Source organism: Hymenobacter sp. R533113 (assembly GCF_056835965.1).
The window spans coordinates 1005768-1019262 of record NZ_JAKWBD010000013.1 but is presented as its reverse complement, the minus strand read 5'-3'; the positions used below and the strand labels follow the sequence as shown (position 1 = coordinate 1019262).

The 13495-nt window shown below is 53.9% G+C and carries 11 protein-coding genes; 10 read left to right on the top strand and 1 reads right to left on the bottom strand.

Annotated elements, in window-relative coordinates; genetic code table 11:
• Nucleotides 1–86: 86 nt before the first annotated feature.
• Nucleotides 87–827, top strand: a complete 741-nt coding sequence (locus MKZ35_RS13700; RefSeq protein WP_482513805.1) for a shikimate dehydrogenase family protein — start codon at nt 87–89, stop codon at nt 825–827.
• Between the two features lie 106 nt (nt 828–933).
• On the opposite strand, the gene wrbA is transcribed toward MKZ35_RS13700, so the two are convergent.
• Nucleotides 934–1548: an NAD(P)H:quinone oxidoreductase gene (wrbA, locus tag MKZ35_RS13695; RefSeq protein WP_482513804.1), complete on the bottom strand. Its 615-nt coding sequence runs from the start codon at nt 1546–1548 to the stop codon at nt 934–936.
• 356 nt (nt 1549–1904) lie between these two features.
• On the opposite strand from wrbA, the gene MKZ35_RS13690 reads away from it, so the two are divergent.
• The 9 genes from MKZ35_RS13690 (at nt 1905) to MKZ35_RS13650 (ending at nt 13245) form a co-directional block, all read left to right on the top strand.
• Nucleotides 1905–2384: an RNA polymerase sigma factor gene (locus MKZ35_RS13690; RefSeq protein ID WP_482513803.1), complete on the top strand. Its 480-nt coding sequence runs from the start codon at nt 1905–1907 to the stop codon at nt 2382–2384.
• Nucleotides 2385–2389: 5 nt separating this feature from the next.
• Nucleotides 2390–2587 carry an RNA polymerase sigma factor gene (locus tag MKZ35_RS13685; protein ID WP_482513802.1) on the top strand — a complete coding sequence of 66 codons (198 nt, stop codon included), beginning with the start codon at nt 2390–2392 and terminating at the stop codon, nt 2585–2587.
• Nucleotides 2568–4211 (top strand): hypothetical protein, encoded by a 1644-nt coding sequence (locus MKZ35_RS13680; protein WP_482513801.1) that lies wholly within the window; start codon nt 2568–2570, stop codon nt 4209–4211. The genes MKZ35_RS13685 and MKZ35_RS13680 overlap by 20 nt, the downstream gene beginning before the upstream one ends.
• 18 nt (nt 4212–4229) lie before the next feature.
• On the top strand, nt 4230–4895 hold the full coding sequence (locus tag MKZ35_RS13675; protein ID WP_482513800.1) for a hypothetical protein: 666 nt from the start codon (nt 4230–4232) through the stop codon (nt 4893–4895).
• A 57-nt stretch (nt 4896–4952) separates the two neighbouring features.
• Nucleotides 4953–5300 carry a DUF6970 domain-containing protein gene (locus tag MKZ35_RS13670; RefSeq protein WP_482513799.1) on the top strand — a complete coding sequence of 116 codons (348 nt, stop codon included), beginning with the start codon at nt 4953–4955 and terminating at the stop codon, nt 5298–5300.
• Nucleotides 5301–5466: 166 nt separating this feature from the next.
• Complete coding sequence (uvrB, locus tag MKZ35_RS13665) at nt 5467–7500, top strand: excinuclease ABC subunit UvrB (protein WP_482513798.1); 2034 nt, start codon at nt 5467–5469, stop codon at nt 7498–7500.
• A 184-nt stretch (nt 7501–7684) separates the two neighbouring features.
• Nucleotides 7685–8116 (top strand): hypothetical protein, encoded by a 432-nt coding sequence (locus tag MKZ35_RS13660; RefSeq protein ID WP_482513797.1) that lies wholly within the window; start codon nt 7685–7687, stop codon nt 8114–8116.
• Between the two features lie 448 nt (nt 8117–8564).
• Entirely contained in the window at nt 8565–11630 is a 3066-nt protein-coding gene (locus MKZ35_RS13655) for a T9SS-dependent M36 family metallopeptidase (RefSeq protein WP_482513796.1), read from the top strand.
• 169 nt (nt 11631–11799) lie between these two features.
• Nucleotides 11800–13245, top strand: a complete 1446-nt coding sequence (locus tag MKZ35_RS13650; RefSeq protein WP_482513795.1) for a hypothetical protein — start codon at nt 11800–11802, stop codon at nt 13243–13245.
• Nucleotides 13246–13495 lie beyond the last annotated feature (250 nt).

The following is a 13495-nucleotide window of genomic DNA, read 5'->3' as shown; positions in this document are numbered from 1 at the left end:
GCCCCAATGGTAATCCGTTGGGGCGGTTTTCTATTATTGCACCCGGTAAGCTTTTGTGGTCAGTTTAGCTAGTGTGTAATTAGTATATGAAGGAGTTCGGCCTCATTGGCAAGTCGCTTGTCCACTCGTTTTCGCAAACCTATTTCACCCAGAAATTCGAGAATCTGGGCCTCCAGGATCACCAGTACGAACTCTTTGAGCTGCCCACTATCTCGGCCTTACCGGAGCTGCTGGCCCAGCACCCCGATTTGCGGGGCCTCAACGTAACCATCCCGTACAAAGAGCAGATATGGCCGTATCTGAGCGAGATATCATCAGCGGCGGCCCGCATTGGCGCTATCAACGTCATCGACTGCACACCCGATGGCCTCTACATTGGGCATAACACCGATTATATCGGCTTCCGCGAATCACTGCGCAGCTTTTATCCCCTGCGCGGCTCTCAGGCGCGGGCGCTGCTACTCGGTACAGGTGGTTCGTCGAAGGCAGTAGAGGCGGCCCTGCGAGAGTTGGAAATTCCATATTGGTTGGTGTCGCGCAACCCACTCGGCACCGGCCTCACCTATAGTGAACTAACGGCCGACGTAATCGCGGGCCATTCGCTGATCATCAATGCGACACCGCTGGGCACTTTTCCGCAGGTAGATGCCTGCGCACCGATTCCTTATGAGGCGCTCACACCCGCCCACTACCTCTACGACCTGATTTATAATCCCAGCGAAACATTGTTCCTGCAAAAAGGCCGCGAAGCTGGTGCTCAAACCAAAAATGGCTTCGAGATGCTCTGTTTGCAGGCGGAGGCCGCCTGGAAAATTTGGAGTAAGTAAAGAGCGAAGACCATACTAGTGGCTTAAAACACAACAAGCCACCCCAAAAGGATGGCTTGCTGGTTGTTGCAACGTGTGTGTTCAGGATATAGGCCGCAAGTAACGCTTATTTTCTGGAAAGCTTGCTGGCAATTTCTGCGGTGTACTTGCCTTGGTGACGAGCACCTTCCAGTTCGTTCTCACTAGGCTGACGCTCGCCCTGGCCGCCGGCCACGGTGCTGGCGCCGTAGGGCGTGCCGCCGGTTACTTCTTCGTGGCCCATCTGACCCTGCCAAGCGTAAGGCAAGCCCACGATGACCATGCCGTGGTGCAATAAGGCCGTGTGCAAGGCGCGCAATGTCGTTTCTTGGCCGCCGTGCTGGGTAGCGGTGCTCACAAATGCTCCGCCTGCTTTGCCCACGAGGGCTCCTCTGGACCACAAAGCACCAGTCGAGTCGAGGTAGGCCTGAATCTGGCCGCAGGCGTTGCCGTAGCGGGTGGGCGTACCAATGATGATGGCATCGTATTGCTCTAGCTCCTCGGGGGTAGCGACGGGCACATGGTTGAAAGCCTGCTGCGCCTGCGTGGCTCCAATTTTATCGAGAACTTCTTTCGGCAGCGTCTCGGGTACGCGCTTCACAACTACGTCATTGCCTTCCACCTGGCGGGCACCTTCAGCAATGGCCTCAGCTAATTTCCACACGTGGCCATACGTGGAATAGAACAGAACGAGAGTTTTCATGAGGAACAAGTAAAAGATGGAAAGTGAGTTGGGATGAAGGTAAGCCGTTTGGAAAGGCAACTTAAGGAAGTTACCAGCAAATATATGTATGTACATTAAATGTATTGACATTGTTTTGTAAAAAATATTTTTGCTGCTAAAAATGCCCCCCAGTGTTATACAGCGGCTTTAAAAAATATTCGGGCATACGCGTGCAACCCCAAAGGCAGGTAGTAGCCTCTACTCACCAAAGCCCGCCAGTATTCGCGGATTAGTTTATTAATAAGCTATTACGACTCGCAGCGTATGCAGCCACTTTATCCTGGCCCAATCGACTTTATGGTAAGCCACAACGGCCCAGGCGGCCACCCCAAGCGATGAGCGCCCTATCGTTTGCGATGGGTGGCGCAGGGTTGCGCAATTTGCTGGCGGGGGGCAATTCTTCAGCTTCAGTTGCTGCTGTGCCTCCACCTGCTTCTGTCCGTTCGCTCGTGCCACCTTCCCAACTCACCGAAGCCGAAATAATCGACGGTTGCCTGGCTGGGAGCCGACTAATGCAAAAACATTTATATGATCGGTTTGCGGCCCGCATGATGGCTGTATGTCTGCGCTACGCCCAAACCACCTTTGAGGCGGAAGATGTATTGCAGGAAGGCTTCGTAACAGTGTTTACCAATCTCAGCAAATTCCGCCGCGAATGCCCCCTGGAGTTCTGGATTCGGCGCATCATGATAAACGCGGCCCTGCGCCAGCACCGCCGCAACAGCAGCCTGGTGGCTATGAGCGAGGGCGAGTACCCTGAGGATCTGGCGGGGAGGAGTTTACGCTCTCCAACTATGCTTTTGAGGAGCTACTAACGCTGGTGCAGGAGCTGGCGCCGCGCTACCGCATGGTGTTCAACCTATTCGCCATCGAAGGCTATGGACACAAAGAAATTGGCGAGCTGCTGAGTATCTCCGAAGGCACCAGTAAATCGCAGTACTCCCGGGCCCGGGTCATCTTGAAAACTAAACTAGAGCGCCTCGACGCGCATCGCAGCAATGGCACTTTCCGCAAATAATCATACACCCAACGAGTCCCGGCCCACCGGCGACTTGGAGCACTTGTTCCGACAGAAGCTCGGCGAGGCAGAAGTAGTGCCTCGTCAGCACGTCTGGGAGCAGCTCGACCACGAGCTGTTGGTTCGGCAGAACGACTCGTATAGGCGGCGCTTACTGCTGCACCGTTGGGTGGCAGCTGCCTGCGCCCTGCTGGTATTGGGCTGCGGCAGCTGGCTGTTGCTGCACAACGCCCCACATTTGCCCCCCGGCACTGAAATAGCGGCCACTGCGCGTCCTGAGGCAACTGCTGAGACTCCGCTAAGCACACCGCGTAGCAGCGCCACCAATAGCCAGGCGCGCAAAGGCGCTACTACATCTACTGATATGGCAGCAGCTAGCCAGCAGTCAAATTTAGCTTCTACGGCTTCGGCAACCCAGGCTGCAACGCTGCCATCAACAGCGGATGATGTAGCAAGCACCCTGTTGCGGGCCGCTAAATCGGCGGTGGGAATTACAGAGTCTGAGTCAGGTAGCAGCGTGGCTGCAAACAACACCCCATCAGGCTCAGGGAGCGCTACTGGCAGTTCACTTACTGCTACTGAGCGCCAGGCGGGTAATGGTGCCTATGGTTCTGGCTTTGCGCCATCGGTGCTAAGCATAGAAGGCTTGCAAAATGAGCGGGGGGCAAATTGGCTACCCGCACGGCCAGTACCTGCGGCTGCTGAACAAAATACGGTGGCAGCCGCGTCTCAGCGCCCCGAAACGCTACAAGCCGAGTCGCTTCCAGCATTAGCCAGCCTGTTAGGCCAAGCCGCAATAAATGCCACCCAGGAAACCGCCAAAGAGGAAAAACCAGAACGTACGCGTAGCAAATGGCGCCTCAGCGGTGCTTTTGCAGCTAGTGCCTACAATCCGAATATTGATTTTGCCAGCGTAAGCAGCGGGAGCCTTAGAAACTCATCAGGAGGTATAACCCTAAGTAATAACCTTCCTTCCTCAGCCGATTTCCAATTCCAAAACTCTTATCAGGACGGGGCAGCTGAGTACCGCGACAACCTCCAGGCTGGCCCGGCGCAACGTATTGCTTTAGCAGCTGCTTATCCTGTAACTGAGCGTTTGACGCTGGTTACCGGCATCGAAACGGCGCAGCAACGGGCTTCGTCCAAAACCTCTTATGCGTTTAACAATAGTAGCTCAGCTTTCGCTGCACGCTCTGGTTCAGCTCAATCGTACATAGGCCAACGCAAGACGGAGTTTAATTATCGCACGGTGGGGGTGCCAGTTGCTATCCGGTATGGCTCGGCCAAGACGGGCTGGTCAGTGTATGCTAAAGTTGGGGCTGCTGTAAACCTGCTCCTCAAGAGCCGCACGGAAGTAGCCGATAGCGCTGCCTCCGCCCGAAGCTATACCCTCTCATCCTCCGATTCGCCCTACCGCAAGGTCTTGGCGTCGGTGCGGGGCGGCGGCGGCGTCCGCTATCAGCCCACCGATGCTACCTGGAGCCTGGCCCTCGGGCCCGTCGCTGAAGCTGGCTTGAATACGCTCAACCAAAACCCCGGTGGTTCTTTTTTCAGGCGCTCCCGGCCGTATTCTGTCGGTCTGGAGGCCAGCGTGGAGTTTGGGGGCAAAAATCGCCAACGGTAATACGCTAACAGTACAACTATGAAGATTCAATTCTATTTGTTTGCTGCCCTACTAGGCTTGTGCGCTTGTACAAAGAACGATTTAGACGATGTGATTTTGGTTGGGAAGGGCTGTATTAAGCAGGTTGCGACTTCCTCTGATGCGCATGGGATAACCAAGGCAGAGCAGGCAACAGCCGTACGTCTTTTTCAGCAAAACAATATCAGCCTGAAGGATTTACGCTTTACCCGCTTCAGCGAGGAAGACTTGGCCTTGGACGGGAAAACCAACCACTACGTACACGTACACGTTGCTCAGTATGCTAGTGGACTGCCTGTCTTTACTGGTGAGTTAGGCTATCACTTTAAAGAGGGTAAGTATTATTTCCTCATGGGGGAAAAATTTACTACCACAACTTCCCCTAAACCCACTTTGTCCTTAGCTCAGGTGAGGTCATTATTTTTCCAAGAGTTCGTAAACTATAATAAACAGTCTACCAGTTATAAAGCAGAAGATTTCAAGGATGAATGCTTGACTGCGGAGTTAGGCTACTATACATTTCGCAGTAGTGAAACGCCAACCAGAACTGTGCTGGCCTGGCATGTGAAACCCAAAGGTGAAGATTATCCGGAGTCGTATATTAATGATAGTGAGAGCACCACCATCCAATTTTTTGATGGGGTTTGGACTTTCATGCCCAGATAGTTGGTTCTGCTTTGGGGAGCTTGATATTCCCTAAGTCACTATAAATCAAATTTCCCCATGAAACGGCTATTCACGCTTTTCCTTCTAACAAGTCTCCTCAGCGCCTTCCAGTGCGGTGACGAGAATACGGCAGCCTGTCCCAGCTTTGTTGACGCCAAAGTAGCGGAGCTACAGGCCAAGCCCAAGCAGAACCCCGCCGCCGAAATAACCGAGTACACGTTCCAAGGGCAGACGGTTTACCTCGTCTCCAGCGACTGCTGCGACCAGTTTAACTACCTCTACAACGCCTGCGGAGATGTTATTTGCGCCCCCAGCGGCGGAATAACGGGTAGAGGCGACGGGCAATGTCCGGATTTTTCTACGCAGGCCACCAATGCTCGCATGGTATGGCGCGACCCGCGCTAAGGTTCAATTACTCGCCGTCGGGACTGTATGCCTGTTTCTGCCAAAATTTGCCCCCCAGCACCTTCAAAAGCCCGACTGATTTAGTCGGGCTTTTTTTGTTTCCCGGAAACCTCTACTCACGCTACGTAGTTATCATGGGCTATCATTTCTGGCTATATTTCCCTGCATGGAATACAAACTTACTTCCGAGTTCAAGCCTACCGGCGACCAGCCTAAAGCCATTGCCCAACTCGTGGCCGGCGTAGAAAGCGGGGAGCCGGCGCTGGTACTGCTCGGAGCCACCGGCACCGGCAAAACCTTCACCGTGGCCAACGTGGTGGCCCAGACTGGCAAGCCGACGCTGGTCCTCTGCCACAATAAAACTCTGGCGGCTCAGCTCTACGGCGAGTTCAAGGCGTTTTTCCCGAACAATGCCGTCGAGTACTACATCAGCTACTACGACTACTACCAGCCCGAGGCCTACATTGCCAGCACCGATGTTTTCATCGAGAAAGACCTCGCCATTAACGAGGAAATCGAGAAGCTGCGGCTGCACTGTACTGCTACGCTGCTCAGCGGACGCCGCGACGTGATTGTGGTGGCCTCCGTATCGTGCATTTATGGCATCGGTAACCCGGAGGAGTTCAGCAAAAACGTCATTTATATGGCGCCCGGCCTGCGCTACTCGCGCAATAACCTGCTGTACCAGTTCGTGCAGATTCTATACTCTCGGACGGAAGTAGAGTTTACGCGTGGCACGTTCCGGGTGAAGGGCGACACCGTGGACATTTTTCCCGCTTACGCTGATTTCGCGTACCGCCTGTTCTTTTTCGGCGATGAAATAGAAGCCATTCACCGCATCGACCCCGACAGCGGCAAGAAGCTGGCCGATGAGGAAAGTGTGACTTTATATCCCGCCAACCTCTTCGTGACCGGCAAAGACACCTTGCACCAAGCCATTAAGGAGATTCAATTCGATATGATGGCCCAGCAGGGCTACTTCGTGAAGGAGGGCCGCGATCAGGAAGCCAAGCGCATCACCGAGCGCACGGAGTTTGACCTGGAAATGATTCGGGAGCTGGGCTACTGCTCAGGCATTGAGAACTACTCGCGCTACTTCGATGGTCGGACGCCCGGCTCGCGCCCGTTCTGCCTGCTCGACTATTTCCCCCAGGACTATTTGATGGTCATTGACGAGAGCCACGCCACCATTCCCCAGATTCGGGCGATGTGGGGCGGCGACCGGAGCCGCAAAACGGCCCTGGTGGAGTACGGCTTCCGCTTGCCTTCGGCTATGGACAACCGCCCCTTGACGTTCAACGAGTTCGAGAGCATGTATCGGCAGGTCGTCTTCGTGTCGGCTACGCCTTCCGATTATGAGCTGGAAACCAGCGGTGGGGTGATTATTGAGCAGATTATCCGGCCTACTGGTCTGCTTGACCCCGAAATCGATATTCGGCCTAGTACTAATCAGATCGACGACCTGCTGGACGAAGTGGACAACCGCGTGAAAATGGGCGACCGGATTCTCGTGACCACGCTCACCAAGCGTATGGCCGAGGAGCTACAGAAGTATATGGAGCGGCTGGGCATTAAGTCGAGCTACGTGCACTCCGACGTGAAAACCCTGGACCGCGTGGAGATTCTGCGCCAGCTGCGCCTGGGTGTAATCGATGTGCTGATCGGGGTGAATCTGCTGCGCGAAGGCCTGGACTTGCCCGAAGTAAGCTTGGTAGCGATTCTGGACGCTGACAAAGAAGGCTTCCTGCGCGACCAGCGCAGCCTGATTCAGACCATGGGCCGCGCCGCCCGAAACGATAAAGGCAAAGTCATTATGTACGCCGACCGCATCACCGGCTCCATGCAGCGCGCCATCGACGAGACGAATCGGCGCCGCGACGTGCAGATTGCCTACAACGAGGCGCATGGCATCACGCCCCGGACGGTGCGCAAATCGCACGACGAAATCATGGGTCAAACGTCGCTGTCGGATATGCGCCGCATCGAGCCCGCCGCCTACGCTGGCCCCGATACCGACACTTTGACATTGGCTGCCGAGCCGGTCATTGCGCTCATGAAGCGCGATGAGCTGGAAAAAGTCATCAAGAAAACCGAGAAGCAAATGGAAGGCGCCGCCAAAGACCTCGACTTCCTACAAGCCGCCAAGTACCGTGATGAACTGGCTCAACTTCGCCAAATGCTAAAGACCAAGAGAGATTAACAAGAAACTATATAGCACTTCAATTCGCCTTTATTTTTACAAAAAAGCCCCCCAGGTACTTCATTGAGGGGTTTTTTTGTGTTTTATGCAACCTTGATTATAGATTCAGGCCAGAAAATTGATGTTTTCCAGTGCAGTGACCAGCTTGTCTAATCACTGAGGAGTTTAAAAACGAGCCGCTTCTATGTTAACCGCTACCGCACTGCGTGTCTACTTTGAAAATCCGGTTGGCCGGATATTAGAACACCCCGATGGCTACGCCTACGTAATTTATAATGCGGGCGTTCGTAAGCTTGACCATACGAAAGCTTTCCTGACCCATACGAGTCAGCTGCTACAACGGCGCGGGTGGTATAAGCTGTTGGGCGACCAGCGCCTGATGGCACCTTTCACGGAAGAAGAACGACTCTGGATTGTAGATTACTGGATAACGCGCACCGCGGAAGGAAGCCAAATTTATGGGGCCGTATTGATCCCTCAGGATGTATTCGCTCGTTTGTCGGTAAGCCAGATGATGGTAGAAGCCCGGGAGGCCGCCATGACTTACCGGCTTTTTGAAGATGAACTATCGGCGGCAGCGTGGCTGCGCCAGCTGCCCGCTACAGTCATATTGTAGCCTCAACAGTTTATAGTAAGGGGTATTAGTAATTAATAAATAATAAAAAATACAAAAAAGCCCCCCAGCAATTGTGCTGGGGGGCTTTTTTTATGTGGCTTATTAATCTTATACCCAGTGAAAATCCGAATTTTATTCCTGTTGTAATAGTTAATAAACTACTAGTCAAATAGATATGAGTTTATTCCAGCAAAGAAAACGTTCTTTCTCCGCTGGATGACTATAAGAATGTATTATTAAGATATTATAATGTACATAATTATGTTAAATGTAATAAATTATAAGAATGGCTATATAAAAATGATACTTTCAGGGCACTTATTCACCTAATAGCTATAAAATGAAGAAACACTTACTGTATTTAGCGAAGCCAGTGCTCTGGGCTGCTTTGCTAATTGGGGGCCACAACTCATTCAGTCAGAACCAAATAAGTTCTGAGCAAAAACTAGTGCCTCAAGCAGCGCTTCAACACCTGAAAAAAAACAAGGAGGCGCTTCAGCTGACGGATCAGGACATTGCCGACGTGAAGCTCAGCAGTGAGTCCTTCTCAAAGAAAAGCGGCGTAAAGCATCTGTACCTGCAGCAGACGTATCAGGGCATTGCGATTCACAATGCCGTTGCCAATATGAGCCTGGGCAAGGATGATAAGGTCGTGCAGGTAAGTAATAATTTTACGACGGGCGTCAGCAAAAAAATAAAAGCGGCGAAGTCAAGCATGACGGCTCAGGCAGCTGTAGCCGCAGCGGCCAAGCACCTGAATGTGGCCGTCAGCAAACCGCTGTCTGTGCTGAAGAAAGAAGGCGGCAAAAATGAAGCGGTGCTTTTGTCTTCGGGGGGCATTTCGCTGGAGTCGATTCCGGCTAACCTGGTGTATCAGCCCATGCCGGACGGTACCCTGCGGCTAGCCTGGGAGGTGACGATTCATAACCTGGACGCGCAAGACTGGTGGGTAGTGCGCGTAGATGCCGCCACGGGCGAGTTCTTGGAGAAAGACAACCTAGTGGCCCACTGTGAGTTCGACAACGACGGACCCGGCGGCGTGCCCATAACCGACAGCTATAGCTACAAGCGGGCGGTAGAGCCTAAGTCGCTCAACTTCGCGACGACGGGCCTGGCGGCAGACCCTACGACCAATGTATACAACGTATATCCGCTCCTAACGGAGAGCCCCAGCCACGGACCGCGCGTATTGGTAAGCACGGACGCTGCCGACAAAAATGCCTCGCCAAAAGGGTGGCATTATTCTCCGGAGGGCACTTTTACGACCACGCGTGGTAATAACGTGTTTGCCTACGAAGACCCAGACAACAAGAATAACTACACTACCAGCTATAGCCCGGACGGTGGCGCAGGCCTCAATTTCAACTTCCCCGTTGACTTGACCAAGCAGCCCGTAACGTACCGGGATGCTGCTATTACTAACCTGTTCTACTGGAATAATATTGTCCACGATATGTGGTACCAGTACGGCTTTGATGAGGTAAGCGGCAATTTCCAGTACGATACCTTTGGCAAGGGTGGCGCACCAAATGACCCGGTACTGGCCGAAGCACAGGACAGCAGAAATATTCCTGTGCCTCCTCCCGGAGTAACTACTCGTAACAACGCAAACTTCGGAACGCCCCGCGACGGCTTTGCCCCCGTCATGCAGATGTACCTGTGGAATGGTATTCCCGACCAGAACCGGTTTCGCGTTACGTCGCCCTCCACGTTGGCTGGCGCGTACCAGGCCATAGAGGCTGCCTTCAGCCGGCCCCTGACGTCTACGCCCGTAACCGGCAAGCTCGTGGTGGCTGTGGCCCCCGTCACGACGCCGACTGGCAAGAGCGAAGAGGGCTGCGGCGCGCTCACCAACGCCGCTGCCATCAATGGCAACATCGCCGTAGTATATCGTGGTACTTGTGGCTTTGCTGATAAGGTGCAGAACGCGCAGATTGCCGGCGCTATTGCCGTGGTCGTCATTAATAACGCTCCTGGTGCGCCCATCATCATGGGTGGCACCCCAACAGTACCGCAGCCCGCCATCATTATTCCGGCGGTGATGATCAGCCAAGCCGATGGGGCTGGTATTCGCAGCCTGCTGGATGCCCAGACGGAAGTAACGGTTGCACTCAAAAATGACGGCGCCGGTCCTGAGATTGACGGCGATTTTGATAACGGCATCATTGCGCACGAGTACGGGCATGGCATCTCTAACCGCCTCACGGGTGGTCCGGCAAACGTTACCTGCCTCAACAACGCCGAGCAGATGGGCGAGGGTTGGAGCGACTGGTTCGGTCTGATGATGACCATCAAGCCCGGCGACACGGGCAGCAAAGTACGCGGTATCGGCACGTATGCTTCAGGCCAGCCAACCACTGCCCGGGGAATTCGGCCCGCTCCCTACAGCACCGACTTTAGCGTGAACAACGTCACGTATGCCGCTACCAACAACACGGCTGCTATCAGCCAGCCCCACGGTATTGGCTTTGTGTGGTCTACGATGCTCTGGGACATGACCTGGGAGTTGATCAACAAGTACGGATACGACGAAGACCTGTACAACGGCACAGGCGGTAACAACATGGCAATGCAACTGGTCATCGACGGGTTGAAGCTGCAAGCGTGCCGGCCCGGCTTCGTTGATGGCCGTGATGCTATCCTTCTGGCCGACGTTCAGAATAGTGGTGGGGTTGACCAAGAACTGATCTGGAGGGCTTTTGCTAAGCGTGGTTTGGGTTTCAGTGCCAAGCAGGGCTTAAGCACTAGCCGCATCGACCAGGTAGAAGCCTTCGATTTGCCCCCCATATATGCCTGCGCAGCTCCTGTTGTTACCGTGACCCCGATCGGTGGTACCTCGGTTGAGCCCGGCCGCAGCACTATTTACCTGGGCTATGGTCCGCAGAGCATCAGGTTGGAAGCCAGCGGTGATCCTACGTTCACGTATAGCTGGGCATTTGTTCCCGGCCTGAGCGACCTCTCAAGCGCCAGTACCGTATTCACTCCCCGAACTGCCGGAACCTACGAACTCATCGTAACCAGCACCAACAAGGATGGTTGTGCCCGCACAACTACTATACGTGTGGTCGTTCTTGATGTACGCTGTGGCTTTATCTTCCTGCGCAACAAAGTGCTGGTGTGCTATAACGGCCGGCCAATGTGCGTCAATATGGCTACCGTAGCCGACCACTTGGCGCGCGGTGCCTCGCTGGGCGAATGCCAGCGCACATCAAATTCCGGCTTAGTGGCCGAGGCGCAGGTGGCTGCTGAGGAAGTGCTGACCCTGACGGCTACTCCTAACCCCACGAGTGACCAAACCTGGCTTGACTTTACCCTCACCCAGACCGGTAACTATCGTCTGGAGGTAATGAACATGCAGGGAACCGTAGTAGGTGTGGTAGCGGAAGGAACCGGCCGGGCCGGAGAAAACTTCTCCTTCAAGTTTACGAAAGGCCGCTTGGCCGCCGGTATCTATATGGTTCGCCTAACTTCCGGCAAGCAGAACAAGTTTACCCGCATTGTCTTGCAGGACTAATCCGGTAAACAACTAGTAGTATAAAAAAGCCCCCCAGCTATAATGCTGGGGGGCTTTTTTTGTTCGGGCAAACTAAGTCGCACGATATAACCGCTACTTACCTTTGCCTCGTCTTTCCAATAGCAGATTACCTTCCTCAGCGCTTGCCCGCTTCTATTACCAGCTTTACATGAACAAACGGTACGTAGTGTGGCTCTGCGCCCTATTCGTTTTGCTTGACTTAGGCTACTCGGCCATTCAGAATTATCAGATACCGCTGGAGGGCGACTTAGCTGCCATCGTGCTGCCAAGCACTTGGTATAGCCAAGTGCTGCAAGACCCTTTTGGCTGGGCGGTAATAGCCAAAAACGAGGTGTACGCGGGCCCTAACCGGTATTTTGCCCACGCGGCCATGGCTGTCTACTTCAAGTCGGTTCCGCTTTGGCTCCAGCGCTTCACCGAGCCTATCAGTAGCGTTTACGTGGCCTGCGCCTTATTCAAAACGGCTGTGCAGGCGCTGCTGTTGTACCTGCTGGCGGTGTATAGCACCGGAGCGCGGCGCCTCACCGACCGGCGGCTGTGGCTGCCCGCAGCGCTGCTGGTGCCGCTGTTTCAAACGGCTGGCTACAATGGACAGATGGGCGTCATCGACCATTCGGTTACGTACACTTTTTTCTACGCTTTCCCTTTGGCCTTGCTGCTCTTGTTGTTGTTGCCCTTTTACCGGGCTGCCTTCCATCAGCAACGCTTGCAGTTACCGTGGTTTGTCGTTCCTTTGTTCGCCGCCCTCATGGTGGTGCTGGCCTTCAACGGGCCTATCGTGACAGGAGCAGTGCTGGTACTGTTTGTGAGCCTCGGGCTGTACTGGATAAGAAGGTATTGGCCAGCAACTCTGGGCCGGTCAGATGCAATAGGGTGGCTGCTTCAGGCGAAACGAGTGCCTCTTATTTCAGTGCTGTTGTTAGGCCTATTCGGCATTCTGTGCCTGTACTCGCTTTACATCGGCCGCAACAACTTCGAAAACCTGACGGCCACGCTGCCCGTGTGGGAGCGGTATAAATTGGTGCCGCAGGGCGTATTTCGCCAACTCACTGGCAAGCTCGGCTTTCCGCTGCTTGTGCTGATAGGGCTGGTCAATGCTCAGCTAATTCGTCGGTTTTTGCCCCCCAGTGCCGCCAGCCAGCGGTGGCTGCGCATTGGGCAACTGCTGGGCCTATTCACGCTGATCTATATTCTGTTGCTGCCGCTTGGGGGCTACCGCAACTACCGGCCCCTCATCCTGCGCCGCGATTCTATTCTGCCCATTATTCTGGGCCTGATGTATTTCTACAGCGCTTCCACCTATTACCTGCTGCAATATTTAGAGGGGCGGCCTCGCCGCTGGTATATAGGAGGAGTGGTGCTGTTTGCGGCCATCTTTATGAATGCCGATAAGCTCAGGATGACCAACAACAACCAGTGTGAGCGCGCCGCTTTGCAGCAGCTGGCCCATTCGCCCGAGCCAATTGTTCAGCTCGACAGCGATTGCACCGTAATGGCCTGGGAAAAGATAAACGATCCGCTACAATCGGATAATAACGCGCAGCTGCTGGAGTTTTGGGGCGTGACTAAAGGCAAGAAGCTCTATTATCAGTGACCTAAATTCATACAGCTTACAATCGGAGAGCAGTAAAGAAAGTGTAGCAAGGCTTCCACTTTCGCACGAATTTATTCGCGCTGGGCCCTTTCACTTATGGCTGCGATTCGGTAAATTGAAGATATGTAAGAAGCTGATATATGCGGTGTTAAGCTAAGCCGTAATGGGCCTGATTCCTGAGTGGCAATACTATTTGGTAAAGCAAATTGCCGTGTTCATGTGGCTAAAAGCGGCGTTGAAAGAAAATGTC